The organism is Paenibacillus borealis (assembly GCF_000758665.1).
Taxonomy (GTDB): Bacteria; Bacillota; Bacilli; order Paenibacillales; family Paenibacillaceae; genus Paenibacillus_AQ; species Paenibacillus_AQ borealis.
In genome coordinates this window covers 4,290,619-4,316,566 of the sequence record NZ_CP009285.1, presented here as the reverse complement: position 1 = coordinate 4,316,566, position 25,948 = coordinate 4,290,619, and the positions used below count along the sequence as shown (strand labels likewise).

The following is a 25,948-nucleotide window of genomic DNA, read 5'->3' as shown; positions in this document are numbered from 1 at the left end:
CTCTCTTATATTCTAATAGACCTGCCCGCTTCAAGATGGCAGAAACCGCACAGACAGTCCCACCTCGAACATGCGGTTCCACGGCATATAGCAGTCGGTAATCCGGACGCTCCCCGCCGGACTGTCAATCCGCACAGCCAGCTCCTGGCTCAGACGTTCCTGCACGCGCGCGGCCACACGGCCACGCGGTCCATCCAGCTCGTATTTGCCGTAGCCCATCTCCTGCACGGGCCCCTCGCTGAGTTCCCCCCGCACTACAGAACAATAGCAGACATCTTCGGCATACCGCAGAGCTAGAAAATCCAGATGCGCTTGTGTACGCCCGTAGAGCAGATAGATCATCGCTTGCGAGATTACGGTGCCGAGCGAGTTGGAGCTGGTATTCCAGGCGGCGTATCCAGCCAGGTCGAACAGCATGTTTTTGTGCCGCAGCATCTTGACCAGCTTCTGATCTCCGCCATTGGCATATCCGACGTCCGCAACCGCAACCGGCATTCCCTTGATTCGCAGCAGAAATTCTCCATACTCTACCAGTTCCATCAAGTTCCGGTATACATCATAGCTGTGAAAAGCGTGCTTCTGCGACACCGCCTCCTCCATCGTCTCCCCCGGTGTGCTGATCAGCAGCACCAGGTCCGCCTCGGCAGCGCTAGACGCAATCAGTCCGCCTGCGGCCAGGATCTGATATTTCAGCGTCTCGTAGAAGAAACGATCCTCGAACAGCGGTGTAACAAACGCCCCCTGTACGGATGACAAGCGGGGATACACCAGCGGCATCCGTCCGGCAGCCTTGTTCATCATCCGGGTAAGCAGCGTGCAGCCGACCTCGTCAGCACCTGGGTACATATAGACCTTAAGCTCCAGATCGAGCGCAGTGATTCGTTCCCGCACCTTCTCCTGATCCTTGGCCGTATGCCCGTATGGTGCCGAATCATCCTGCGGAACAATCATGAAGTCGATGATCCCGTCACGAACCAGCTCCAGCACCAGCTTATTCGCCTCAATATTGACCGCTCTGCGCCCGAGATAATCCTCCAGCACTCCGGCCGGCAGACGAAGATCAATCTCGGCCAGCTCGCGGATTTCCTCACCGGTGGCAATCCCCAGCTCCAGCCGGTGCTGGATGAAGCCCTTGCGGAAGATCTCCCGGCCCCAGTCCGCATAATAGTCCGGCTCCTCGTCCGACAGTGAGTACTGGGGACAACGCATAATCAGCTGGAACGCATACAGCTTCAGCTGCGGGTAGCGCTGCTTGATCTCCCGCAGCCGCTCCAGGCGCGCGGTCAATTCCTCAAGCTTCAGCACGTGCAGCCGCGAGGGAATAATGCCCCCGTAGAGCAGGGTATCCAGCGCGACTACCGCGCCGTCCGCACCCGCACAGCTTGCCTCGAACCAGGACCAGAGCTGATCGGCATCACCCGGCCGTTTTTTCAGCCCCATCATCGTAAGCGGAGGGCGCTCCACAAGATATTCCGTCTCCTTGGCCAGCAAATAAGGAAACTCATAATTGCAAGGCCGCTCATCCAGCGGGACAAAGATCAGCTTACTTTGCTCAGACATGTCCGTCCTCCTCTTCTGTCTCCTTCGGCAGCTCCACTCCCAGCGCCTCGGCTGCACGCAGCGCCGGATTACTGCCCAGACGGACATCATAGCTGCGGCAGGCTTCCAGGCATTGGCGGACTTCCTCCCGGGCCCCGGGCTGCAGCGGGTCCTCCAGCTGTCTGCGGACGGCCCGCCACAGGGCAGCATCCGCTATCGCCCGGCGCAGCCATGGCCCCGCTTCTTCGGTGAACTTGGCGTTACCTGACCCGCCAAGCCGCTTCGCCGTCTGCTCCAGCCGGGTGAAATAGGCATCAAGCTGCGCCAGATCACGCCGCGCAAGCGCATCGTCCAGTTCCGGATACCCTCCGGAATACAGGCGGCTGTTCAGATTCTGGCGGCAGAAGAACATCATCTCGTCCGCCAGCTCTCCGGCGAATTCACGGACGGCCAGCTCCCAGGACAGCTCAGGCATGTACCGCTCACTGTTCCACATATAATGGGACATTGTTGTGAGTGTAATCTTGGAGCATTCCCATTGGTTCATGGGATTGGCAACGACTGCGGTATGCCCGTATTGCCCGAGCCGGGAGCTGCGCCCGCGCACCGGATCGAGGAACAGCCGGTCCTTATCGCAGTCATTCACCGGAACATTGTCCCATAGCCACAGCTCATGCCCGTAATAGCTGCGGTTATCCTCCGCATGCTTCCGGCCAATCTCCGGGGCGAAGACGAAGTAGCCGGTCCAGAATACTTTTACAGCAGGATGAAGCTGCTCCCGGATGTCCTTCTTGTACTCCGTGTTCCAATACGACCAGTATTCCGAGGGACACATAGCCAAGGTGAAGTGGGGCAGACATGCGGCCAGATAATCGTAGACCCGGTTCGTCACATAGGCATGGGCGGTGCCGGAGCGCTCCAGAAACTGCCTGTTGTCGCCTTTAAGCACATAATCAATATCATCCATCAGCAGCGCAAAATGCCGCACCCCGACCGCGATCATCGCGGCCAGCTTCTCTTCAAGCTTCGCGAAGTCCTCCCGGCTGCGGAATTCCAGATCATTACCGGGACTAATACAATAGTAGAAATCCACCAGATGGTTGTCGCATTCCTGCTTAAGCGCATGAATTCCGGCGAAAATGTCGTCCGGATACGGCTCACGCCACAGCTCCCGGTGATAGGGATCATCCTTCGGCGCGTAGATGAAGGCATTCATGCGGTGCTCCCCCATATACCTGACCGCATCCATGCGGTCCGCGAAGCTCCATGGTGTTCCATAGAAGCCTTCAATAATTCCCCGTACCGGAAAAGAAGGCTCATCCTCCACCGTGACCACCGGCAACCGGCAGCAGTCTTCCTCTACGGTGAGCAGCTGCTTCAACGCATCCAGCCCATATTTTAAGCCCCGTCGGTTAGCAGCGGCTATAACAAGCTTCGCGTCCTTACCGATCACAAGCCGGTAGCCATCCGCAGCAAGTGAACCATCGTACTCCAGCAGCAGCTCAGCATTGCCCTTGTCTGCAGTGGCTACGCCCGGACCGGCCGGCTTCAGAATCTGTATTCCTCCGCCATCGTCCAGCAGACCCTGTACGTCCTGATTCATGGCATACCGTGAGGCCAGCTCACAGCGCAGCTGCGGGCCTTCCAGCACAAGCTCTTCCCCTCCGGCATAATAATCGCGGAACAAATACTGGCAGTCCCGTAACGAAATCCCCATTGAATAGTGCCTCCCTTGTTACCCTTTAATTGCACCTGCAATACCTTCCATATAATATTTCTGCGTGAACAGGAACACGATGATGATCGGCAGCACCGAGATCATGGTTCCGGCGGCAATCCAGCCGAAGTTGTAAGAGAATTGCCCGTTCAGATAAGTCAGGGCAGCCGCGAGCGGATACTTCTGCGGGTCATCCAGCACCACAATCGGCCACAGGAAATTGTTCCAGAACGCCATCACCTCAAGCAGGCCGATGACGGCAATCCCCGGTTTGACGAGCGGCATGACGAGCTGAATGAAGATGCGCAGCTCGGAGGCCCCGTCCATTTTGCCCGAATCCCGGATATCTGCAGGTATGCCCAGGAAAGTCTGCCGCATCAGGAAAATATTGAACACCGACACCGCAGCCGGAAGGACCACGCCAAGGAACGTGTTGCCCAGATGAAAGGCCTGAATGGTCAGATAATGCACAATCATTGCGGTGGCCGACGGAATAATCATGGTCGAGATCAGCAGCGTGAAGACCAGGTTCCGCCCCTTGAACCGGAATGCCGCCAGCGGATAGGCAGTCAGACAGGACAGAAAGATATTGAATGCTACCCCAAGCAGCGTAATGACCACAGTATTCATAATGTAGCGCGGAAAATTCATGAAGTTCCACACCTGCACATAGTTATCGAAAGCGATGAAGGTCGGCAGAATGGCAGGCGGGTTCGCAAACACATTGCGTCCCGGCATCAGTGATACACTCAGCAGCCACAGGAACGGCCCCATCATGAACAGGGCAAGCAGAATCAGCAGTATATAGGTTATCAGATAACGCAAGCTACGCGGCATCAATAGGAATTCACCCCGCCTTTCCGGTTCAGCCGGAATACCAGCACACTAAGCGCCCCAACCAGCACACTGACGATCAGCCCAAGCGCTGAGGCATAGCCGAAATTGAACTGCTCCAGCCCTTTTTGAAAAATATAGACGCTTGAGGTCAGTGTGGACGTCCCCGGTCCGCCCTTGGTCAGAATATAGACCTCGTCGAACACGCGGATAGCCCCCATCACTGAAATCAAGGTGCAGAAAAGAATATGCGGACGCAGCAGCGGAAGCGTCACATGCACAATCAGCCGCAAGGGCCCTGCCCCGTCTACCCGTGCAGCTTCATATAGGTCTGCCGGGATGCCCTGAAGCCCTGCGAGATAGAGCATCATGTAATAGCCGAGACCCTTCCACATCGTTATAAACATCAGAACATACAGTGCCGTGCTGCTCGTGGAGAGCCAGGAGACCTGCTCACTGAGAAGCCCTACCTTGAGCAGCAGATAATTGACAACCCCATTATTGCCCAGCAGCCAGCTCCAGATCAGCGCCACCGCAACCATTGAGGTTACGACCGGTATATAGTAGGCGGCCCGGAACATTTTGATGCCCGGAATCCGGCTGTTGACCAGAATCGCCATTAGAATCGCAATGATCTGGATCACCGGCACAATCAGCACGTACACCAGTGAATTCCACAGCGAAATCAGGAAATTGTGATCTTGGAAGGCCCGGGTGAAGTTATCCAGACCCACATAACGTGTCTCTGCAATGACAGAATAATCGGTTAATGATAGCGGAATCCCGTAAATAATCGGCCAAAAGGTAAACACCGCCAAAAACAGCAAGCCCGGTGCCATAAACGCCCATGCTGTAAAAGTTTCGGATCGAATCGCCTTGTACACCCGCTACGCCTCCCTCTCCTTCAAATACCCCCGACAAAGTGAGGCTTTAGCTTAGATGTTTATTCAGGTACTTTGCGGGGGCCCAAAAACATGTAAATTGGGGGAGTATTCCCCCTCATCAAGCTGTACCTCAACAGTCTAGGAATCCTGGCTGATAATATTGTTGACTTCCTTCTCCACCTTGTTCAGCGTTTCCTTGATATCTGCATCGTTCAGCAGAATTTCCTGCAGACCCCGTGCCAGCGCGGAGTTGATATCCCCGGCACTTGGTACGCCGACCATGTAATCGGTAGCCTTATCCAGACTCTGCGAGGAAGCGACCTTGGCTTCGGCTTCCAGTGAGCCGTCGGACTCGGTGAAGAACGGATCTTCAATAGAAGCCTTACTTGACGGCAGCGTGTTGGCGACCTTGGAGAAGGCCGTCTGGTTCTCGGCATTCGTAATGAAGGCGGCGAATTCTACTGCCTGCTGCGGGTTCTTCGACTTCTGCGGCACCACCAGATTCATGGAATTGGAGAGCCGCAGGTTTGCTTTGCCGGTTGGAAGCGGTACGGCAATCGTATTCTTGTAGACGTCCGGCGCGGAGGTCTTAATGAAGTTGATGAAGGTTGGGCCCGACAGCTGGAAGGCTACCTGCTCACCGGAAAAATACTGGATCTGCTTGCTGAAATCTGCATCCTCCTTCAGCACCACGCCTTCCTTCATCAGATCGCGCATTTGGGCGATCATGGCCTCGGCTTCCGGCGTGTTGAAGGCCGCCGCTGTCTTATCCTCATTCAGAATCGGGATACCGTCGATGGGGAACAGCTTGGAGACCAGCTGCTGCGCATAACCGGCGGCTCCGGTTTTCTCGTGCACCTGGCGGGCCCATTCCACCAGCTCCTCGCGGGTCTGCGGCGGATTAGCCGGATCGAGGCCCGCCTTTTCCACCAGCTTTTTATTCATGAACAGCACTTCGGTGCCTGTATACCAGGGAAGCGCATAAGCTTTGCCGTCAAACACAGTAGAATTATAAATGCCGTCAAAGTAACTCTTCGCATCCTCGTCCGTCAGGTATTCGCTCAGATTCAGCAGCGCTCCCTTACTGCCCAATTGACTGGCGAACTCGGTGTTAAGATTGACGACATCAGGGCTTTTGCCGCTGGCCGTACTGGTCAGCAGCCGCTGCGAAATGGCATCATACGGGTAATCCTTCCACTCCACCGTTACCCCGGGATGGCTGTCCTCATACTTGGCGATCAATTCATTGAAGTAATCGTTGAACGTCGGCTGCAGTGCAATCGTCCAGAACTCCAGCTTTACCGGCTCCGCAGCAGGCGTGGCCTCAGTTCCCGCACCTGCCTCCCCGGTGCTTCCTGCATTCGGTGTGCCCTTCGTGTTGCCATTCCCTCCGCAAGCCGCAAGCAGCAAAGACATCATCATGACCATCAGCAAGGATACCGTGAAGCTCTTTCTGTTGATTCCCACACAACATTCCCCCTCAGTATTAGTGTAAGGCGGGCGCCCGTTCTTGCGTCAGGTTTCCTGACTTAAGGCTCCCTCTTTGCATAGAGTATAGCAGAATTTATTTTTAAATAAAGTATTTTTCCTAAAATAAATTAATAAAAGAAATATTTTTTCTTTTTCGCTTCTCATTTACGCCTCCTGCCTGTTTTTGGCAGAATCAGAGGGATAAATCCTTTTCGTTTCTACGCATCGCCCACTTTTGGTGGAATCAGGTGCACTTCTGCTCTTCATTCGCGCTTCCCGCCCACATCCCGTGGAGTTAAGAGGCTCTTTACATTCCACATCTTATCAGCTTATTTTCCTGAAAAAACAAAAACCACAACCTGCAAAATTACTTTTGCGGGCTGTGGCTTCTATTAGGGTCTGTGTTTATAGTGTCTGTAATTGTACTGTCTATGCTAGAGTGTCTGTATCTCCCCTGTCTCTGTCAACAGTATCTATCTCCATATAAAGCCATTACTTCTTCCCCTGCGCCTGCTGGGTAGGACCATAATTGGCGGCTCCGGTGAAGTGAACGTCATCCGCTGACGGATAGTACTTCGGGATCTGTAAATCCCGCTGGTACAGTCTCAAGTGTTCTCCGCGCGGAACAATATCGACGACATCACAGCCTCTCCAGGATACCGAATATTGTTCGCCGCGCACCGTTTCTTTCACCACCGCCGTCTCCACAGGATGCTCCAGCTCCACCACATCCCCTGCTGTTACATTGCGGAACACCAACAGATTGCCCTCTCTTGAGGGTGCGCAGGCTATTCCATTAATCCTTCCTTCGAGGTGCTGCCCCATCCAGTCGTAGACCCGTACCGCAACATCCCCTGTCTGCTTGGGCTTGATGGAAATATAGCCTGTATCAGGGTAATTCATGCGTACCGTGGCTTCCTCTGTTTCTTTATCGACAGGGATATTGACGAGAACCATTCCATCATCGAATTCCACCGCCCGGTTCCATATGATCTCCAGGGCTACCGGAGCCATGCCGACACAGCAGCCCGCAATGGAGCGGAACTTGGACAAGGAATTACGCCGTAGATCGGCGCATATTTAAAAATGGCAATATATAAAATAGGCATCAGCAGAAGGGCGTACAGGGTGGCATCTCTTTTTATCCTGATCCAAAACATGTTTCTTCTCTTGATTCCGACATGGTTTCGCTGATTGTCTAAAACCGCTTTCATTTCTCTCATCCCTCCGGCTGTATTAAGGAGCGCTCATGTCCTTCATTATACCTGCCGCAGCCGGGAAGAAAATGTAATCCCTTAAATGGATTTGGTAATAACTTAAAAGGCTAATAATGAAGAAAAGCGCCCTCCGGTTACGGAAGACGCTGCTCTTAGTTTACATTGAATATTAACATTGTTACATGCATTTTTAAACCTGCTTCAATGACTTGACGAGGTTAGACCAGAACGCTGAATAGTGCTCCCATTCCATGAATTCCGTGGAGCCCCAATGCGGTGAGCAGTCGCTGGCAAAAGCAGCGGTTCTGCCTTTGCCGTACGTGCCAACAGTAAGAATGGCGTCACCGTTGTGGCTCAGCAGCTCTTCGGCATCTGTCTTGGCTGCGAGTTTGTTGTATCCCAGCAGCTTCGGCCATTCGCCGTAGCCTGCAAGCGGATGTTCTTTGGCGATTACGGGAGAGAATCCGGACGGCATCTCCACCCGGTCGTCACCGCTCTGCATAATAACCGGCAGCACCTCAGCCAGAACTGTATTCGTGTAGTTCGCCTTACCCTCAATCCCCATAAATGTCAGGTAGCCGCCGACCATCAGCAACCCGCCGCCTTCTTCTACATATTGCTTAATATTGTCCAGGGCGTTAGGGATGATCTGCATCTGATAGAAGGTCGGGTTCTGCAGCAGGAACGTGTTCGCTCCTACATCGCTGATCACGATGGCATCATACGCTTTAAGCTCTTCCAGTGACTGGGGGAACCGGACTTGTACTTCATGTGCGGGCATATAGGTTACCTCAATACCCTCTTTGCGCAGACAGGACAGCAGGTATGTTGCCCCTTCTTCATACTTGGTGGATGTAAAGCTGTCATACCCCTTGGTATGAATCATATGCACTACCCATGATTCTCCGACAAACAAAATCTTCATATTATGATGGCACCTCCGTATTCCTCATATTATCAATAAGGCCTGAACGGCCTGTAGATTGCATATTTAAGCCTTCTCTGTCCCGCACCAGTCGATAATCGTCTTGGCCATCATTTTGACAGCCTGGATCACTTCATGTACGGGTGTGAATTCGTCGCTGTGATGAGCCAGGCTCGGGTCACCGGGCCCGAAGTTAATCGTCGGAATGCCAACATTAACCGGCCAGCCCATATCGGTATGGAAGCCAAGCCCTTCGATGGTGCCTGTCTCGCCAATCGCCTGCAGCGACTGGACGCAGGTCTGCACAAAGGGATGGGCTACATCCGTTTCCGCACAGTCCGCGTCAACCATCCACTCGATTTCCGGCAGATGCTCACTCAGCCATGGATCCTGCAGGGCAGCCTGGCGCAGGAAGTCCGTCAGTTCTTTCTTCACATTCCCCCCGACCAGCTTCTCGTCGCGCTCGGACGGGAGGTACTGTGCATTAAAGACAATCTCTGCCTCATTTGCAAAGGAGGTCGGATATTCACCTGCATTAAGCTGGGCCACATGCACCTGGCAGGGAATCGATAAGTAAGGATGAGTCTTGCTTACTGCCCACTCCTCATTCAACCGGTCGAACGCATCCAGGATATAGCGCGCTTTCTTGATGGCGTCCACTGCACCGCCGTCTTTCCAGTCCGCCTGCGGCATTTCGATATGGCCGCTGCGGCCCTGAATCCTGATTTTGCCCCACAGAATTCCTCTGCACAGCGGAGCAATCGTCAGCGAGGTCGGTTCCGTCAAGATGCAGGCATCGGCCCGGTAGCCGTGATGGATGAAATCAAGTGCGCCCATGCCGCCAGCTTCCTCATCCACGACTGTTCCAACTACGACAGGTCCCTTCAGCTTGAGGCCGCTGCGCAGAACAGCCTCGACTGCCATAATCATTGCGGCAACGCCGCCCTTCATATCTACAGTACCTCGCCCATACATGTTGCCGTCAATGATGGTGCCTTCGAACGGATCAACCGTCCATTTCGAGCCGGCCATAACAACATCGATATGACCGAACAACAACAATGACTTACCCGGTGTTCCTTTTCCAAACGTAGCTGCCAGATTCGGTCTGCCGGTGAAATCACGTCCCGGGTAATAACCCGCCATTCCTTCATACTGCTTCAGGTCATCGGCATTCGGCTCCCACATCTCGGTCTCTGCACCGAGGCTCTCCAGCTTACGGGAGATAAATTCCTGAACCTCCTTCTCCCTGGAAGGACCCGGTTCGTCGAAGAACCAAGGGTTGACGCTGGGGATTTGGATCAGCTGCTGCAAAAATTCAAGGATTTCCTCCTGATGATCTTCAATCCATTCCATGACCTGCTGTTCCTGATTCATCATCTCTGCTCCTTCTTGGCCGTCTTCACCGGGAAGGTTCCCGGCGGAACGGCATCAGCTGTAGTCTTAACGTTTATGCAAACCGGATGGTGTCACCGCCGATGAAATCTACCCACGGATTGACCATCTCATCTCCAAATTTGTCCTTCTTCTTCTCGATGGCGAAGAGATAACGGGCATCTTCGGACGCCGGATAGGCCGGGCTGTGCCAGACTCCGCGGCCGATGACAATCGCTTGTCCCGGCTTAATGCGGAAGCATTTCACCGCCCTAGGATCAGGCTGCTCCTCCGGGTCGTCGATGTCGTTGCAGCAGGCAACGGGCTGAATAATCTCCCGGTCGAAGGTGAGCAGCAGCTCTTCACGGCTTACATGCCGCTCCATCGCAGTGACTACGAAGGCACGCTGCTGTGTTTCAACCAAGCCGAAGCCGATGGGCTCCGACACATCCAGCATCTGAATATAACTCCAGCAGTTCCAGCCGTCACCTGTCTTGGACGGCTCATCTGCGGGCAGATCAATAACTTTGCCATACGGGGCAAACGCGGTTCCTGTCAAATCTTCTATGATGACTTTATGTTCCATATAAGCTGCCTCCATTCCGGCTTTGACTAGAAGTCAAAGCTGTCCACATTTTCACTGGTGACTTCAAGCGTGCCGATGAATACATTCTGTCCGTCCACTTTGACAGCGCCCACGGTCGGAATTTCCATCCCGTCCTTAATTTCATTGCCCTGTGCCAGCTGGTCCAGAATATAAACGGTAGTATAAGCAAGCTTGGCCGGGTCCCAGATAATATCTGTTTTGATCGTGCCGTTAGCGATATAGTTCTTCACAACACTTGGAACAGCAATGCCTGTAATGGCGATCTGCCCCTGCTCAATGGTGCCCGCCTTCACCGCCTGTTCAACGACCTCAGCTGCTGCCGGCGGTTCACCGCCCGCAAACCCGATAATCCCGCTGAGATCCGGATAGGTCTGGATTAAGTTCTGCGCATTGGCATAGGCCTTTTGCTGGTCATCATCGCTGGATACCGTTGTTACCAGTTCGATGTCAGGATAGTTAGCTGCGAAATAGGCTTTGGCCGCATCCGATTTGGCAATCTGATTCTGGGAGCCGAGACCTGCCACCATGAAGGCAACCTGCCCCTTGCCGCCCATCTCTTCACCAATGGTCTTAGCCAGCAGTTCTCCGACTTCTTCGTCAGTGGCCGGGGCTACATAATATTGACGGTCGGTATCCGGTGCATCGCTGTCCCAGGTGACGATCTTCACATCCTGGTCAGCCGCTTTCTTGAAGACAGGCCCCACTGCCTTGGCATCGTTCGGAGATACACCGATTCCGCTCACCTTACGGGTCAGCATGTCCTGGATCATGTTGATCTGTTTGGACGAATCCGCCTCGGTTGGTGCATTGAATACAACCTCAACACCCATTTCCTCAGCCGCCTGCTTGGCCCCTTTCTCCGCAGCAGCCCAGTAAGCGGGCCCGATCGATTTCGGGTTGATGAAGTAGGTTCTAGTGCCGGAAGCCGCAGCCCCATTGTTGCCCTGGGACCCGGTATCCGTCGGAGAATTCCCTGCATTTCCACAAGCAGTCAAGCTCAAAGCAAGTACGCCAGTCAGTAACGCCAATGTCATTTTTTTCATAGGGTTCACTCTCCACTAATTTTTTTATTTCCTACCGCAAGCAGCAGCAGGGCTCCTAAAATGACTGCCTGATACAGCACCGAAACGCCCAGCAAATTCAGACCGTTACGCAAGAACACAATAATCAGCAGACCGACGAATGTGCCGGTAAGACTTCCCCTCCCTCCAAAAATATGAGTGCCGCCTATCAGAGTAGCTGTGATGACATCCAGCTCTATATTGGTACCCGATGTCGCTTCGGCGCTTGCCAGCCGTGACACCAGGAATACACCCGCCAGTGCAGAGAACAACCCGCTGAGCATAAAGAGTGCAAAACGGATACGGACTACCGGAATACCGGAATAGCGTACGACCTCTTCGTTATTGCCGATTCCGTAGATGTAGGTGCCGTACTTCGTTTTCTTCATTACAAAGCTGGCAATCAGGAACAACACGACCAGAACAATTGCATTAAATGGAATGCCGGCAATGTAATGCTGTCCAAGGAAGTAGAAGGAATCGGGATAGCCGCTGATCGGTCTGCCTTCATTGATGACATAGACCAGACCCCGGAGCATAACCAGCATCCCGATGGTGACGACAATTGCCTGCATCCTATGCCTTGCAATAAGATAACCGTTAACGGCTCCGCACATCAGACCCGCCAGCAGGCCGAATATGACGCATATCCAGATGTTGAAGCCGCGCTCAAAGGCAACTCCCATCGTGACAGCAGAGAAAGCAAGAATCGACCCGACCGACAGATCCATCGCACCGGAAATAATGATCAGCGTCATCGGTATGGCGATAAGCCCGACCTCCACCATCTGGTTCAGCACATTCATAAAGTTGGTGACAGATAAGAAATAGGGGGAAAGGAAGCTGAACAGGATTAGGATGAACAACAGCAGGGATAGCTGAACGAGCAGCGTATTCGATTTGAGCGGCAGACGGCTTGTCCAGGTTTTCATACCAGATCCCCTTCTTTCCCTTTATTTTGTCGAGCCCGCTGCAGCGTATTGATAACGATAGCCAGGATGATCAGGAACCCGGTCGTTGCATCTACCCAGAACGGAGATACCTTCGCAATAATCAGGCCATTCTTGACGATGCCCATGAAGAGTACGCCGAGCATCGTTCCGCCGATGGTGCCTACGCCGCCAAAGATGCTGCCTCCGCCAATCAGCACAGCAGCCATGACTTCGAAGGATAGGCTGTTGCCTGCGGTCGATGCCTGAACACTGCCTACCTTGGCTGCAAAGATAACGGAGGCGATTCCGACCAGCATTCCGGTTAACACATATACTTTGAACTTGGTACCGGCCACATTAATGCCCGCCAGCTTGGCTGCGGAGCTGTTGCCTCCGACGGAATATATTCTTCTTCCTCCCCGGGTGTATTTCAGCAAATAGATAAATACGGCGATCAGCAGCAGGGCTATAATCAGCGGAAACGAAATCCCCAGCACTATCCCTTGACCGAAAAAGCGGAAGCTGTCCGGGAAATTGTTCATCCACGTTCCGCCGCTTATCCCGACAGCGACTCCCCGGAAAATATACATGGTAGCCAAAGTGACAATAATGTCGGGGATTTTCCTTACAGCGATAAAATATCCGTTCACCATTCCGCAAAGCACACCGATAACTACACCAAGCAGGGCTGCTATTATGGGGGGGACACCTTTACTTAGAAACAGCCCGACTGAAGTTGCCGTCACAGCCAGGACAGAGCCTACAGATAAATCCATGCCTCCCAGCAGAATGACCATGGTCATCCCGATGGCTACAATAAACATGGTCGTATTCTGATCCAGAATAAGCTTGAGATTATTAATGGCGAAGAAGTCCGGTGTAATGATGGAGAAAAGCACGATGACTAGGACCGTGAATATCATGATAGGTGCTTCATGTATATTAGAAATGCGTTTCATAAGGCGCCTCCCTTCCCGCGCGGATGTGATGCCCGCTGCAGCAGCTGCTCCTGATCGGCTTCTCCGTGGGCAAATTCATGTACAATATCACCTTGGTACATTACCAGCACCCGGTCGCTGAGCCCGATAACCTCCGGCATTTCAGAAGAAATAAGCAATATGCTTAACCCTTCACGGGCGAGCTCGTGAATAATGCTGTATATTTCCGCTTTGGCACCCACATCTACGCCCCGCGTCGGTTCTTCAAGAATGAGAATATCCGGATGGGCTGCAAGCCATTTGCCGATCACAACCTTCTGCTGATTGCCTCCGCTTAAGAAATCCACGGTCTGGCTATCGTCCGGCGCCTTGATCCGCAGCTTCCCCATATACTCCGCGCTCACACGCTGAATGGCATTGCGGTCCAGCACCAGCCCCTTGGACAGCTCGGGCAGCATGGTAAAAGATATATTCTGCCTAATGGACATCGGCTTAATAATGCCCTGGCGGTGCCGGTCCGGGGGTACATAGGCCAGTTTTTTAGCTTTGGCATCACTGGGACTTGTAATTTTAACGGGTCGTCCATTAATTTCGATCTCCCCGGTTCCCCGCTTCAGTCCGAATAGACGCTCGGCAACCGTATGCGAGCCTGACCCCGGAATACCGAACAGCCCTACGATTTCTCCTTTCCTAAGCTCAAACGAGATCTTGTGGCTGGCATCCAGGGACAGATCTTTTACCTTCAACACTACCTCTTTCCCATACGGCTGCTTGCGGACAGGATACAGCTGCTGGACCTCTTTACCGACCATCATCTGAATTAAGCTCTGTTCCGTGACTTCGCCGATAGGCTGAGTAGCAACTTTGCGGCCGTCTCTCAGAACTGTGACTTTATCTGCGATTTCAAAGATTTCCTTCATCCGGTGGGAGACATACACGATGGCTACACCCTGTGACCGCAGCCGGCGGATGACTTCAAACATCTTCTTGACTTCATTCTCGGGCAATGCGGCAGACGGCTCATCCATAATCAGCACATCTGCCCTGAAGGACAGCGCCTTGGCGATCTCGACCACCTGCTGGCTATGCACACCGAGATGCCGCACCTCTTCACGGACATCGATGTCGCCGCCGCCAATGGAATCGACCAGTGCTTGGGCCTCTTCAACCATTCTGGACCATTTGATCCTGCCGAATCTGCCGGCCATTTCCGGCCGGTCGATGAATATATTCTCCGCTGCGGACAGATTCGTAAACAGGTTGAATTCCTGGTGGATGATCGATACGCCTTGGCGCTGGGCATCCAGCGGGCTGCCGAAGACAGCTTCCGTGCCTTTTAACCTGATGGTTCCCCCTGTTGGCGGATATACACCGGAGAGAATTTTCATCAGCGTGGATTTACCGGCACCATTCTCACCCATAAGTGCGTGAACTTCACCCGGATACAGCTCGAAATCAACATCTGCCAAAGCTTTTACACCCGGGAATTCCTTACTGATTCCCTCCATGGTCAATACTGGACGAGTCATGCTAAGACCCCCTTTTTCATTCGATACTGAAACATGGTTTGATCAATACTTTAATAAATAAAAGCGTTAATTCGTGAAAGCGGATGGATATACAGATCTCTTTTTCATCAAGAAACTCTGTATTTCTACGGTAAGTGCTGAATATCTTCGACTAGGAACCGGCCTGTTCAAGAAAAGCATAAACCTGTTCTTTGACAGGAATAGAGCTTTGAGCCCCGGAAGCGGAGACGGTTAACGCTGCAGCCGCTGCAGCATAATGCAGACTGTCTGCCAATTCTTTGCCCGCATAGTAGACAGAAGCGAAAGCTCCGATAAATGTATCCCCTGCAGCTGTAGTGTCCACGGCTTCAACAGGATAAGCAGGAACCTCGATGATCTTCCCGTCACCATCCATATAGAGAGAGCCTTTGCTGCCCAGTGTAATAATTAACTCCGGAATCCCTTCTTCCAATAACATCCGGCCTGCGCTGATAGCCTCTCTGAAATCTGCAATCCGTATCCCGCTCAGTACCTCCGCCTCGGTTTCGTTCATAATCAGTAAGCGGATTCCTCTGAGCTGGTCACGGTCAAATCCGGTTACCGGAGCCGGGTTCATGCATACGGGGATGCCTGCTGCTTCAGCCATAGCGATTACCCTGCGATTTACGGTGCCGGGAATTTCATTCTGCAGGAGGATGACATCGTATAGGGACAGATTCAGAGCTTCCAGATCTTCAACGCCATAACTATAGTTAGCTCCCGGTGACAAGATAATGCTGTTCTCTCCTGAAGAGTCAGTGGTAATGAGTGCGATCCCGGTCGTTTCCGGCTTAGCGGCAATAGCTGCGGTATCAATCCCTTGCGCTTCGAGCTTCCTGCATATCTCTAAACCAAAGGAGTCGGAGCCTACTCCTCCAGCCATGGCTACCTTGGCCCCGGATCGTGCGGCGGCATATGCCTGATTACTTCCCTTTCCTCCGGCATGAAAATCAGTCCCCAAACCATGTATCGTTTCACCGGGAACAGGAAGCCGCCCCACCCGTGTCACAATATCCATATTCATGCTGCCTACGACAAGAATGTTGGTCATAACGCTTCCTCCCGGCTGCTCTACTTTAGTTTCTTAACTGAACCCCGCTTAATCAGCTCCACATCCAGGATCACTTTTTTCAATTTGGATGAGTCGATTGGCGGAGCCTTGATCTTCTGAATAAGCATTTCCGTCGCTTGAATTCCCATCTCTCTCATCGGTCTGCCGACAACAGTCACTTGGGGCTGTACAAACTGGGCGAGCTCATTCTCGTCAAAGCCTATTAAAGAAATGTCTTCCCCAATCTGCAGATTCAAATCCCGTATCGCTTTAATCGCACCAGTACAGATCACATTGTTGGTGGCGAAGATGGCTGTGGGCGGCTGTTCAGACTGCATAAGCTCTATCGTGAACTTGTATCCGTCTTCCTCCAGCCATCTTCCTTGCTTATGATAACTGGAATCTGGTGTGATCCCCTTCTCGTGTAGTGCCTGATGATAGCCCCAATACCGGTCCTTGCCGTCATTGAAGTCATGCGCTCCGTCGATGATGGCGATACGATCATGACCATAGTCGACAAAATGTCTGACCGCCTCGTAAGCTCCGCGAAAATTATCAATCAGGACACCGTCATGTCCGCAATCGTTGATAAAACGGTCTACCAGAATTGTAGGCTTGCGGATATTGCGGTAGAACCCGGCGTCTTTATGCGTACCGATAAGTATAATTCCGTCAACATTGCGCCCCAGAAAACCTTCGAAGAACTCTTCCTCCTCTGCTTCATCGTTATATGTAGAAACAACGAGCGTAGAGAATCCCTCTTTCTTGGCTGCTTCAACGGTTCCGCCAATGACGGCCGTATAGAACGGATTCTGGATTTCCGGGACAACAACTGCAATCATATGGGTCTTCTTGTTGACCATGGACGCAGCCATCGTATTCGGAACGAAATTAAGCTCCTCGATGATCTTCAGGATTCTTTTACGGGTTGCATCACTTACGCGATCCCGTCCATTCATGACCCTGGAGACCGTTGCCACCGAGACACCGGCAAGTCTGGCCACATCTTTAATTGTCAGTTCTTTCTCCGCCATATTTTTCCTTTCTGTCATAACGTTTACGCAAGAATTAGAGCTTTATATCAACGTTATAATCAGTGATATTTTGTTTATTTGCAAAAACGTTTACGCAATTTCTAGGTTCATTTTAGTACAAGATATTCCGGATTACAATAGGAAATATATAAAATTTTAAATTAAAAACGCTTTCAATTCGTATATATAACATGGTTGAGTTATGTATGGGGTTTATAATTTCATTATAATGGAAATTATCAATTTAAAGTGTCATATAATATGACATTAGACGGTTTTATAGCTATCAAATTTTGAAGGTGAATCTTTAGGGGGAAATAAGAGAATCTAAAATGGTATGTGGCTGAAATTGGAATTTTTAATTTGTAAAAACGTTTACGCAAATCGGCACAAAAAAAGCGAACCGGATAAACGTTTCGCTTTGCTCACTCTCATTCAAACAACTGCTTATGCTTATTGAAATTACCTTAAGTAACGTGGATTTGCCGCTGCCGTTATTGCCATAGAGCACCGTGATCCGGTCAAACAACAACACCTCTCCGGCGATATGTTTAAAAACATGGTCAGGGTAGATGTTGGGATTGCGCTCGATTTCATCAGACAGCTTAAAGCTCCGCAAATAAATCATGGCTGTGCTCCTTCCCCTATTGCTTCCCCGTTCAACGCAGGAGAACCCGGCTCCAGCCGGAAGTCATCACGGGCGGCATCTTGGAACAGCGGATCGGCAAAGCGTGAGCCGGAATCATTCCCTGTGCCGCGCTGGTAATCGGCGAAGCCGGTGTAGGCTTTCTTTTTCCAAACCCAGAAACCCTCATCCGCTCCAGCCTCAGCATAATAAAGATTGCCGTCCACCGTGTTATTGGTGTTGCTCGTGTACTCGTTGCTGATAAAGACGCTGGAACTACCAGCCACAATAATGTTCTTACTAATCGTATTGCCGCTTAAATTAGCCTGCAGATACAATTGTCCATTACCGTCGCCCAGCAGGTCATTCTTATACAGCGTATTGGATACAACCGTACTATCGCTGGTGCCACCGCGCTCCCCGTCATAACCACCCATTGCAATGCCGGTCAGGCGATTGCGGTAGATCAGGTTGTCTTGTACCGTGATGCTGCTGGTTAGACTTCCCTTATGCTCGGAAGCAAGCTCAATCCCAATGTCATTGTCGTATACGCGATTCTCCACCACTAGGATTGACCTGCCCCCGTCGATGTATATTCCGCCCGCCGCATTGCTGCCGTTCGGCACAGAAGCGCCATATGACGGATTATTGTTGGAAGAAATCCCGTAGACTATATTGCCCCGTACCGTTCCGTTCCTTGCCTGATCTGCCGCCCTGTCTCCAGCCGTACCCTCAAAGCCGATCAGGTCAATTCCGATGTTATCATTGTCATGAATGATATTGTTCGTAATCGCAAAAGTATCCACATTGCCATTCACAGCCAGCGCTTCACTGGAACCGAGGACCAAATCATACACTTCATTGCCGTTAATGGTCAGGTCATATATGGCTTCTTCTGATTCGGTACCGTACACGGCTATACCGTGGGCATCTCTCCCGGAAAGCTCGTCCCCTTCAGGTGTGGCGGTATTGGCGATGGAATGAATGCGGTTATTCAGTAACGAGATAGACTTCCCTGAGCCGTGAATATAGATGCCCGCAGGCACCTCACCACTGTTACCCGTCTTATAGTTGCGAATTTCAAGGTCCCTAATGATTACATAGCTTGCCTGATCAATCTCGATAAGTCCATCCAGCCCGTTAACAGGCAGACCTTCCCCGTCAAGGACTGCTGTCTCATTAGGATAACTGGTGAACACGACAGGACCCGCCGCCGCCGAGCCTCCTCTTGAGATACGCAGCTTCTGATGATACACGCCGCCGCGAATATAGACGTAACTGCCCGGATCGGCATGATCGGCAGCATACTGAAGGGTCTTCCAGGGTGAATCTTTCGTTCCCGGGTTAGTATTATCTCCAGCTGCAGATACGTAGTGGGCATTAAAAGCATCCTCCGGGTGTTCGTTTACAGTTGGCGAAGCTGGTGCAATTGGCGGAATTGAAGAGATTGGGGAGGTTGTATCCGGCAGTGCTGGATTCTGGTTGCTGGAACATCCTGATAAAATAAGCAAACACAGTATAATGGCGGATCGCCGGAAGTTTCTGAGCATATTTGCCGTCCTTTCAACAAGCTCAAATGAGCTTTATTCTTCTGAATCTACTGCATTTCTATATAATTGCGATAATCAATTCCATTGATCATCATAAAGGATAACCTTAGTCAAGACAAACCATGATGAGCGTATTCTATGTAAAAGGGCTACATAGCAAAAAAACAGACCCGGATAGGATCTGTCATCTGCATAATCGCTATGGAACTGGCGGAAGCGGAATTACTTCAATATCTTACATTTGTTTCGTTGCCGGCCGAATGGACACTTTCTAGCAAACACTATCACTATAATTGTTGTACGTTTTGCAACTTTGATTCATAAATAACCGGGTATTCGGAAGGATTGTTGTATGAAATACAAGAATAATCCTGCTAAGCTGCTTGAAGCAGATGAAATCCTGCAGTTTATACAACAATTTTGGATTTGTGCCGATATGGGAAGGGGAATGTTGTATTATGTGCAGGATTTTATGAATAGTTAAAGAGCTCTCAGTCTGTCGCTGTGCCGGAAGCGCCGTATTCTTCGATTTGAAGTTTAACCTCAAGGTGTACCGGAAGCCCGCTGAACGTCTGATCCCAATGGTCCTTCACTTTGCCCCATACCTCAGGATGCTGAATTCTCAGGGATTTACCGAATCCGCCGACATCGGCATGCAGCTCATGCTGCATTTTGGCAACCACTGCCTCTACAAGTTCCCTAACCTCCTTCTCCAGCTCCACAGCATCCCGTCTCATAAAAGCCGTATCCAGACGGTCCCCGTCCGTAGAGAAGGTTTCAGCATATCTGCCTTTCGATTCAATCTTTACATTGAACGAAATTTGACCATCCTCCACGACCGCCTTGATCCTGCTGACCATCGTTTTCACTTCGTAGGTGATCAGCCTCCCGGTATCATCCTTGTGGGTTTTGAGCACACCGCCTTTACCCTTGCCTGTAAGCCAGACTACACCCTCCAGCTCCTTCTCATTCAAAAAACCGCTGAGCTTGCCTGACTCTCCGTCAATGATTCCGGCTCCGGCAAACTTCATTTCATTCTCTGCAGCAATGACATTCTGGAGCAGAAAGCTCTTCTTGCTGTGTAGAGGGCCAACGATCTTGGTAATTGTGACCGGATCCCAGATACGCAGGCTCCGGTTACGGTTGCCGAAGATGCCTTCGAGCACAAAGGCCGGTGTCTGGCCGGGCAGCACATTGTTCAGTACATCCTTGGCTTTTCCCTTGCTGACCAGGACCAGCACACTCGGGCGAATATCATTGTCCCGGCTGAAGAAATCTAACAGCTCCGACAGCTTGGTGGAACGGGCCAGCTTCTCGCCAATGACAATCACCTTCAGGTGATGTCCGATCGGCTGGCGGTTTGTACGCAGCGAGAGCTCACGTATGGCCTCGAAGATGGAATCGCCGGTCTCGGTCATATTGTAGAAATTTCTTGAAGCTGCCCCCTCTTTTTTGGAACCGACGGCACCTTGCGGCACAATAAATTGATAAGTCGCCGAGATCCGCTCACGCTTGGAATAATCTCCGCCCTCAGCCTCGAACTTCTCCTCAATCCTACTCTCATCCGCTGCATCAAGCGCTACCGCCACTTCCATATTCAAATTCTCAATAGGTGCGCTGCTCCAGCAGGCCGTTAACAGCACGATTTGAGCTATCGACAGAATCAACAGTATAAATCTCTTCATGAACCGGCTCTCCTGATATAGGCAATGAGCAGCAGCGGCAGCGGAATCAGTCCAAACAGCACAATCGCCACATTGCCAAGCCCTGTGCCGAAGGCAAATAAATTGTTAATGTTATGGGGGGCCTCCGTGATGAGATATGCAACCGGCAGCAGCAGGAATAAGCAATGATCCAGCTTGAGGTTGAAGATTTGCGAGACTCCCAGCGCCGCTCCATAAAAAGAGATGCAGAACGTACAGAAAATCTGCATAATCCAGATTACCAGCAGCAGCGACTCAAACCGTTCGAACAGCAGATTCACTTCAAAGCTGCGGATCAGGTCAATAAATGGCCAGGTCCGGGTAACCACTCCTTCTACAGAAAAAGCCCCGATCGTCAGCACAACAGCCAGCAAATAAAAAATCATTGAAATCAGCGTTCCGATTACGAGAACTCTGCCTGCCCGTTTGGGCTTGTCCATAAAAGCAACAATAAACAGCAGAGCTTCGCCCGCTGTATAGGTTAGAGCCGTTGGCTTAACTCCTCTCCAGACCGGAGAGAGCCCTTCTCCAAGCACAGGCCGCAGATTGTCCAGATCGAACACCTTCAGGCTAAGCAGGCAGACGCCGAAGAATATGGTACCTGCCAGCGGAGCAACTAGTCTGCTTAGCCGTGATAAAGCATTGATTCCCCCTCTGCACAGGTAAAGGGCGACCCACAGGAACAAGCCTGCTACTGCCCATGCAGGGGTACCTTCCAGGAGGAAGAACATGGTTACCTCCTGCATGGTTCGCAGCTCATAGCCGGACACTGCGAGGAAATAGCCGATGATAACCAGTCCGAGCAATACGGCCAGCGGTTTGCCGGTAATACTTGTGCTGTATTGATAAAAGGTCTGGCCCGGAAACCGCTGGCTGAGTCTGGCGATAATCACGCCTGTTACCATCGAACAGAGCGCCCCCAGGATAATAGATATCCATACATCGGGCGTGCCTGCAGCCTGGACGGTGGTCCGGGGGAGACTGAATATCCCGGCTACGAGAATGTAGTTCACCATAATAATAGTCGCTTGACTCGTTGTAATTTTGTCATGGGCTTTAGTGACCACATGCTCACCTCCCTTTCACTGTGGCTTATCTTTTACGCAGCTTCTCTTTCGGCTCCAATAGGGAAGGACGGCGCTTCATCAACTGCAGCGGGACCCTGACAATAAAGTCGCGAAGGTCACTCATCCGGTTAGGGGTGATCATGCTCAGATAAGGCACACCGAAGCTCTTGAGCTTAATCAGATGACTGCTCAGCAGGAGGAAGAACAGCACTACACCGTACAGCCCGAAGGTAGCGGCGAAGAACATCGCGAAGAAGCGGAGAAATCTCAAGGTGATCCCTGCACTGTACATCGGAACCGAGAAGGAAGAGATCGCCGTAACGGCAACGACAATGACCAGAATCGGGCTGACAATTCCCGCTTCTACCGCAGCTTGGCCGATAATGAGACCGCCAACGATACCCATTGCCGGGCCAATGGGCTTGGGCAGACGCAGGCCTGCTTCACGCAGGATTTCGATTGAAATCTCCATAATGAGTGCTTCAATTAAGGTCGGAAAAGGAACCCCCTGGCGTGAACTCATGATCGAAATCGCCAGCTTGGTCGGAACCAGACCGGGATGGAAGGACAGGAAGGAAATATAGAGCGCCGGAGCAAACAGCGATACGGAAGCGGCGAAGAAGCGCAGCATCCGCAGCAAGGAGCCGGAGAACCAGCGGTCGTAATAATCCTCCGGGGATTGCAGCAGCATTCCGAATGTCACCGGCATGATCAATGCAAACGGCGTGCCGTCAAGTATAATGGCAGCCCTTCCTTCCAGTAGAGCCGCCATCACCCGGTCCGGCCGTTCTGTATTCTGAACCTGCTGGAATGGGCTTAGATAATTGTCTTCTATCAGTTGTTCGATATAACCGGATTCCTGAACATCATCGATATTAATCGTATGAATTCTCCGGGTGATTTCTTTAATCAGTTCATCATTGGCAATTCCCTTAATGTAGGTTAGCACCAGATCTTTCTCAATTCGTTCCCCTACTGTAAAAGAGATCATCGCAAGATCTGTATTCTGCCCATGCCTGCGCAGCATAGCCGTATTATCGCTCAGCGTTTCCGTGAATCCGATCCGCGGGCCGCGCAGCAGCGCTTCCGAGATCGGTTCCTCTACATTTCTCGTATTGCCCTTGGACGTTCCCAGGATGAAGACCTCGCTCATCCCTTCAATCATCAGCACTGCCGAGCCGAATAACACTTTCTTCAGCGACATCAGCGGTTGATCGGTGAATTCAATTTCCGAGACCAGAACCACCTGGTGTATAATAATTTCTTTCAAGCTCGCCGGATCCGGCGGACCCTCCAACCCTTCGAACGGACGCTCTGCATTCATCAGCGGCCTTAGGATATTGCGGTCCATCCCATCCTTGTCGGTAAGACCGTCCAGGAAGAACAGCGCTGCCTTCAATTGCATGGTGCCTACACGCAGCTCCCGTACATTTACATCCGACATGTCTGCACTGATTTCCCTAAAGGTCTGCAGATCCTGCTCAAACTGACCGGTATAGGTCACCGTTGGCTGTTGTCCTTTTCCCGAAGGGGTTGAGGCAGCTATTTTATTATATTTAACGGCTTCACTGGTTTGCTCCGCATCACCGGTATCCTCGGAGCTTGGAACGCCTCCGCCCTTCTGGCCTTCAGCCCGTCTGCCCCGGGTACTGGCCTTGCCTTCCTTAGCGCGAAGCCACAGCATGAACCTGGTCAGAATGACGGGACCGATAAAAATGATAAGTGCCTGCACAAACACACTCCAGCCGGGAATGTAGCCCGTAATGCTCCTCCACAACACAAACACCCCCTCTGATCGTAACCCTTATTTTGGCCCAAGCTGGATAATTCATGCACACCTGCTAATTAAAACTGAAGAGTGCTGCTTCCAGCATCTCCGCAATTTCCGCATACACAAAAACAGCCGGATGATCCCGTTCGGGGACCACACAGCTGTTTATAAGGTGCTTATGATAAACGTTTCGTAAGGAAACTGCGGATAAGACTTACACTGAGTTCCAAATCTTCTTCGAGCGGGAAATGCCCCGTATTGAGTAAATGAACCTCCGCATCTTTTAAATCCTTTTGAAAGGCTAGGGCTCCCTCCGGTCCAAAGAAAAAGTCGTTCTTGCCCCATGCCGCCAGCAACGGTGGCTGGTAGTTCCGGAAGTACTCCTGCCAGACCGGATATTTTTTCAAATTGTTCTGATAATCGTAGGAGAGAGCCAGTTGAATGTCTTGATTGCCCGGACGGTCAAGGGTAATTTGGTCCATGTTCCAGTTATCAGGGCTTATGGCCTCAGGATTACGGGTTCCATTCACATATTGATACTTCGTCAGTTCCGGTGTCAGCAGATTAAGCATACCTTCAAGACTGGCCGGATTCTCGGGATCATTCCAAAAGGCACGCATCGGTGCCCACGACTCTCCGATTCCTTCTTCATAAGCATTTCCGTTCTGTGAAATAATGGCTTGAACCCGTTCGGGATGCATACGGGCTAAACGGAAGCCTACCGGAGCACCGTAATCATGAACATAAAGGATATATTGATTCAGGTTCAATTGTTCAACGAATGCATTAATCAGCACGGCAAGATTGTCGAAGGTATACGTGAATTCTGAAGTTGACGGCTGATCGCTGTTCCCGAAACCGGGATAATCCGGAGCTACGATATGGTAATCGCCTTCGAGTTCACGAATAAGGTTCCTGTACATGTGCGATGACGAAGGAAATCCATGCAACAGAAGTAGGGTTGGATTCTCCCTGCTTCCTGCCTCCCGGTAAAAAACATTCAAACCTTTAACTTGTGCATAGCTGTATTGTATGGTCATTGAACTAACCTCCCCGTTTGTTACCGGTTAACAGATTGCCTGTTCCGATACTCAATAGTATACATACAGGTCTGTATAGTTACAAGATATTTTTTTTAGGTTTATCATTTGCGAACCAGCCGTGAGCCATTTATAATAGATAGACTGATCTGTATATATTTGAAATATTGCGAAGCGGAGTGAATCCTGTGGCTAATAAAAGTAAAAAAGAACATATCCTAACTGTCGCCTCCGACTTATTTAACAAACAGGGAATCCGGGCTACCGGTGTAGACCAGGTTGTCTCTGAATCGAACATAGCCAAAATGACGCTCTACAATCATTTCCGTTCCAAGGATGAGCTTGTGCTTGCTTATCTCATGAAGTACGATGACCAATGGAGAAAACGGTTCGAAGACTCTGTCAACAAGACCGCAAAAACGCCCAGGGATAAATTATTAGCTGTATTCGATATGCTCGGAGAATGGTTCGCGGAACCGGAATTTAATGGCTGCGTGTATATTAAGACTGCATCGGAATTCATGGATCACTCCCATCCTTATTATGAAGCAGCCCGTAATTACAAATCTTTTATGAAAAAATACATTGATTCCGTCATCCATGAATGCCATTCGTCGGATCCGGAAGCCCTGTCCAGTGGTCTGTCTCTATTAGTGGAAGGCGCCATTACTTCAGCTATGCTGCAGACCGATCCCAAGCCTGCTGAGCATGCCCGGGATACCGCCAGGGTGATCATTGATTACTATCTGCAAAGCAAATAATGAATAAGCCGATCCCCAAGGGACCGGCTTATTGTTAACTTTAGTAAGATTAATCCCGTTTGTTCTCTACAGATTTCATACGGTTCTGATCGTCAGGCACGCGGTCAACACTAAATTCCTGGCCGGCTTCTGCCTCGCCATGGGCGCTGACACTCCGGGCAAAATTGGTAAACTGCTTTTTGTGCTCATCTTGCTCGTGTTTTAGACGAAGAAGCTCCTGCGGATCCTGATTTGTCATAGTCTTAACCTCCCGTGGAATTCAAAATGCCGCGATTTACGATCATCTGTTATCAACTTTCCA

24 protein-coding genes are annotated in these 25,948 nt (G+C 51.2%); 2 read left to right on the top strand and 22 right to left on the bottom strand.

Annotated elements, in window-relative coordinates; all coding sequences use genetic code 11:
- Nucleotides 1–30: 30 nt before the first annotated feature.
- The 17 genes from PBOR_RS18155 to PBOR_RS18070 all read right to left on the bottom strand — a co-directional run bounded on the left by PBOR_RS18155 (nucleotide 31) and on the right by PBOR_RS18070 (nucleotide 19,266).
- Nucleotides 31–1,560 carry a DUF4127 family protein gene (locus PBOR_RS18155; protein WP_042214020.1) on the bottom strand — a complete coding sequence of 510 codons (1,530 nt, stop codon included), beginning with the start codon at nucleotides 1,558–1,560 and terminating at the stop codon, nucleotides 31–33.
- Complete coding sequence (locus PBOR_RS18150) at nucleotides 1,553–3,256, bottom strand: protein O-GlcNAcase (protein ID WP_042214017.1); 1,704 nt, start codon at nucleotides 3,254–3,256, stop codon at nucleotides 1,553–1,555. Before PBOR_RS18150 ends, PBOR_RS18155 begins: the two co-directional genes overlap by 8 nt.
- Before the next feature lie 18 nt (nucleotides 3,257–3,274).
- A complete protein-coding gene (locus PBOR_RS18145; RefSeq protein WP_081972101.1) occupies nucleotides 3,275–4,093 on the bottom strand; it encodes a carbohydrate ABC transporter permease in 819 nt (272 codons plus the stop codon).
- Entirely contained in the window at nucleotides 4,093–4,974 is an 882-nt protein-coding gene (locus PBOR_RS18140) for a carbohydrate ABC transporter permease (RefSeq protein WP_042214012.1), read from the bottom strand. Before PBOR_RS18140 ends, PBOR_RS18145 begins: the two co-directional genes overlap by 1 nt.
- A gap of 138 nt (nucleotides 4,975–5,112) precedes the next feature.
- Nucleotides 5,113–6,441 carry an ABC transporter substrate-binding protein gene (locus PBOR_RS18135; RefSeq protein ID WP_245647814.1) on the bottom strand — a complete coding sequence of 443 codons (1,329 nt, stop codon included), beginning with the start codon at nucleotides 6,439–6,441 and terminating at the stop codon, nucleotides 5,113–5,115.
- A gap of 495 nt (nucleotides 6,442–6,936) precedes the next feature.
- On the bottom strand, nucleotides 6,937–7,497 hold the full coding sequence (locus PBOR_RS18130) for a hypothetical protein (protein WP_167549548.1): 561 nt from the start codon (nucleotides 7,495–7,497) through the stop codon (nucleotides 6,937–6,939).
- A gap of 354 nt (nucleotides 7,498–7,851) precedes the next feature.
- Complete coding sequence (locus PBOR_RS18120; RefSeq protein ID WP_042214006.1) at nucleotides 7,852–8,586, bottom strand: glutamine amidotransferase; 735 nt, start codon at nucleotides 8,584–8,586, stop codon at nucleotides 7,852–7,854.
- A 66-nt stretch (nucleotides 8,587–8,652) separates the two neighbouring features.
- A complete protein-coding gene (locus PBOR_RS18115) occupies nucleotides 8,653–9,966 on the bottom strand; it encodes a M20 family metallopeptidase (protein WP_245647813.1) in 1,314 nt (437 codons plus the stop codon).
- Nucleotides 9,967–10,036: 70 nt separating this feature from the next.
- Nucleotides 10,037–10,546, bottom strand: a complete 510-nt coding sequence (locus PBOR_RS18110; protein ID WP_042214001.1) for an ureidoglycolate lyase — start codon at nucleotides 10,544–10,546, stop codon at nucleotides 10,037–10,039.
- A 26-nt stretch (nucleotides 10,547–10,572) separates the two neighbouring features.
- Nucleotides 10,573–11,610 carry an autoinducer 2 ABC transporter substrate-binding protein gene (locus PBOR_RS18105; RefSeq protein WP_042213999.1) on the bottom strand — a complete coding sequence of 346 codons (1,038 nt, stop codon included), beginning with the start codon at nucleotides 11,608–11,610 and terminating at the stop codon, nucleotides 10,573–10,575.
- 5 nt (nucleotides 11,611–11,615) lie between these two features.
- Nucleotides 11,616–12,560 (bottom strand): ABC transporter permease, encoded by a 945-nt coding sequence (locus PBOR_RS18100; RefSeq protein ID WP_042213997.1) that lies wholly within the window; start codon nucleotides 12,558–12,560, stop codon nucleotides 11,616–11,618.
- Nucleotides 12,557–13,519 carry an ABC transporter permease gene (locus PBOR_RS18095; protein WP_042213995.1) on the bottom strand — a complete coding sequence of 321 codons (963 nt, stop codon included), beginning with the start codon at nucleotides 13,517–13,519 and terminating at the stop codon, nucleotides 12,557–12,559. Before PBOR_RS18095 ends, PBOR_RS18100 begins: the two co-directional genes overlap by 4 nt.
- Nucleotides 13,516–15,027 (bottom strand): sugar ABC transporter ATP-binding protein, encoded by a 1,512-nt coding sequence (locus tag PBOR_RS18090; RefSeq protein ID WP_042213993.1) that lies wholly within the window; start codon nucleotides 15,025–15,027, stop codon nucleotides 13,516–13,518. The genes PBOR_RS18095 and PBOR_RS18090 overlap by 4 nt, the downstream gene beginning before the upstream one ends.
- A 151-nt stretch (nucleotides 15,028–15,178) precedes the next feature.
- Nucleotides 15,179–16,096 carry a ribokinase gene (gene rbsK, locus PBOR_RS18085; protein WP_042213991.1) on the bottom strand — a complete coding sequence of 306 codons (918 nt, stop codon included), beginning with the start codon at nucleotides 16,094–16,096 and terminating at the stop codon, nucleotides 15,179–15,181.
- A 20-nt stretch (nucleotides 16,097–16,116) separates the two neighbouring features.
- Nucleotides 16,117–17,130: a LacI family DNA-binding transcriptional regulator gene (locus PBOR_RS18080; RefSeq protein ID WP_042213989.1), complete on the bottom strand. Its 1,014-nt coding sequence runs from the start codon at nucleotides 17,128–17,130 to the stop codon at nucleotides 16,117–16,119.
- A gap of 358 nt (nucleotides 17,131–17,488) precedes the next feature.
- Nucleotides 17,489–17,758: an AAA family ATPase gene (locus PBOR_RS38095; protein WP_042213987.1), complete on the bottom strand. Its 270-nt coding sequence runs from the start codon at nucleotides 17,756–17,758 to the stop codon at nucleotides 17,489–17,491.
- On the bottom strand, nucleotides 17,755–19,266 hold the full coding sequence (locus PBOR_RS18070) for a right-handed parallel beta-helix repeat-containing protein (RefSeq protein WP_157764063.1): 1,512 nt from the start codon (nucleotides 19,264–19,266) through the stop codon (nucleotides 17,755–17,757). Before PBOR_RS18070 ends, PBOR_RS38095 begins: the two co-directional genes overlap by 4 nt.
- Before the next feature lie 391 nt (nucleotides 19,267–19,657).
- Here PBOR_RS18070 and PBOR_RS38370 point away from each other — a divergent pair, with 391 nt between their 5' ends.
- Nucleotides 19,658–19,789, top strand: a complete 132-nt coding sequence (locus PBOR_RS38370) for a hypothetical protein (protein ID WP_281191758.1) — start codon at nucleotides 19,658–19,660, stop codon at nucleotides 19,787–19,789.
- 7 nt (nucleotides 19,790–19,796) lie between these two features.
- Here the strand turns inward: PBOR_RS38370 and PBOR_RS18065 are convergent, their stop codons facing one another.
- The 4 genes from PBOR_RS18065 to PBOR_RS18050 form a co-directional block, all read right to left on the bottom strand.
- Entirely contained in the window at nucleotides 19,797–20,990 is a 1,194-nt protein-coding gene (locus PBOR_RS18065; protein WP_042213985.1) for a Ger(x)C family spore germination protein, read from the bottom strand.
- Complete coding sequence (locus PBOR_RS18060; protein ID WP_042213984.1) at nucleotides 20,987–22,075, bottom strand: spore germination protein; 1,089 nt, start codon at nucleotides 22,073–22,075, stop codon at nucleotides 20,987–20,989. Before PBOR_RS18060 ends, PBOR_RS18065 begins: the two co-directional genes overlap by 4 nt.
- A gap of 25 nt (nucleotides 22,076–22,100) precedes the next feature.
- A complete protein-coding gene (locus PBOR_RS18055) occupies nucleotides 22,101–23,852 on the bottom strand; it encodes a spore germination protein (RefSeq protein ID WP_042213982.1) in 1,752 nt (583 codons plus the stop codon).
- Nucleotides 23,853–24,022: 170 nt separating this feature from the next.
- Entirely contained in the window at nucleotides 24,023–24,886 is an 864-nt protein-coding gene (locus PBOR_RS18050) for an alpha/beta fold hydrolase (RefSeq protein ID WP_042213980.1), read from the bottom strand.
- A 188-nt stretch (nucleotides 24,887–25,074) separates the two neighbouring features.
- On the opposite strand from PBOR_RS18050, the gene PBOR_RS18045 reads away from it, so the two are divergent.
- Nucleotides 25,075–25,647: a TetR/AcrR family transcriptional regulator gene (locus PBOR_RS18045; protein ID WP_042213977.1), complete on the top strand. Its 573-nt coding sequence runs from the start codon at nucleotides 25,075–25,077 to the stop codon at nucleotides 25,645–25,647.
- A gap of 49 nt (nucleotides 25,648–25,696) precedes the next feature.
- Here PBOR_RS18045 and PBOR_RS18040 read toward each other — a convergent pair whose 3' ends face one another.
- Nucleotides 25,697–25,885 (bottom strand): hypothetical protein, encoded by a 189-nt coding sequence (locus PBOR_RS18040; RefSeq protein ID WP_042213975.1) that lies wholly within the window; start codon nucleotides 25,883–25,885, stop codon nucleotides 25,697–25,699.
- Nucleotides 25,886–25,948 lie beyond the last annotated feature (63 nt).

Coding starts and splice junctions, on each gene's coding strand:
- PBOR_RS18155 (WP_042214020.1), bottom strand. CDS start 1,560: ATGTCTGAGCAAAGTAAGCTGATCTTTGTCCCGCTGGATGAGCGGCCT.
- PBOR_RS18150 (WP_042214017.1), bottom strand. CDS start 3,256: ATGGGGATTTCGTTACGGGACTGCCAGTATTTGTTCCGCGATTATTAT.
- PBOR_RS18145 (WP_081972101.1), bottom strand. CDS start 4,093: ATGCCGCGTAGCTTGCGTTATCTGATAACCTATATACTGCTGATTCTG.
- PBOR_RS18120 (WP_042214006.1), bottom strand. CDS start 8,586: ATGAAGATTTTGTTTGTCGGAGAATCATGGGTAGTGCATATGATTCAT.
- PBOR_RS18115 (WP_245647813.1), bottom strand. CDS start 9,966: ATGATGAATCAGGAACAGCAGGTCATGGAATGGATTGAAGATCATCAG.
- PBOR_RS18110 (WP_042214001.1), bottom strand. CDS start 10,546: ATGGAACATAAAGTCATCATAGAAGATTTGACAGGAACCGCGTTTGCC.
- PBOR_RS18105 (WP_042213999.1), bottom strand. CDS start 11,610: ATGAAAAAAATGACATTGGCGTTACTGACTGGCGTACTTGCTTTGAGC.
- PBOR_RS18100 (WP_042213997.1), bottom strand. CDS start 12,560: ATGAAAACCTGGACAAGCCGTCTGCCGCTCAAATCGAATACGCTGCTC.
- PBOR_RS18095 (WP_042213995.1), bottom strand. CDS start 13,519: ATGAAACGCATTTCTAATATACATGAAGCACCTATCATGATATTCACG.
- PBOR_RS18090 (WP_042213993.1), bottom strand. CDS start 15,027: ATGACTCGTCCAGTATTGACCATGGAGGGAATCAGTAAGGAATTCCCG.
- rbsK (WP_042213991.1), bottom strand. CDS start 16,096: ATGACCAACATTCTTGTCGTAGGCAGCATGAATATGGATATTGTGACA.
- PBOR_RS18080 (WP_042213989.1), bottom strand. CDS start 17,130: ATGGCGGAGAAAGAACTGACAATTAAAGATGTGGCCAGACTTGCCGGT.
- PBOR_RS38095 (WP_042213987.1), bottom strand. CDS start 17,758: ATGATTTATTTGCGGAGCTTTAAGCTGTCTGATGAAATCGAGCGCAAT.
- PBOR_RS38370 (WP_281191758.1), top strand. CDS start 19,658: ATGAAATACAAGAATAATCCTGCTAAGCTGCTTGAAGCAGATGAAATC.
- PBOR_RS18065 (WP_042213985.1), bottom strand. CDS start 20,990: ATGAAGAGATTTATACTGTTGATTCTGTCGATAGCTCAAATCGTGCTG.
- PBOR_RS18050 (WP_042213980.1), bottom strand. CDS start 24,886: ATGACCATACAATACAGCTATGCACAAGTTAAAGGTTTGAATGTTTTT.
- PBOR_RS18040 (WP_042213975.1), bottom strand. CDS start 25,885: ATGACAAATCAGGATCCGCAGGAGCTTCTTCGTCTAAAACACGAGCAA.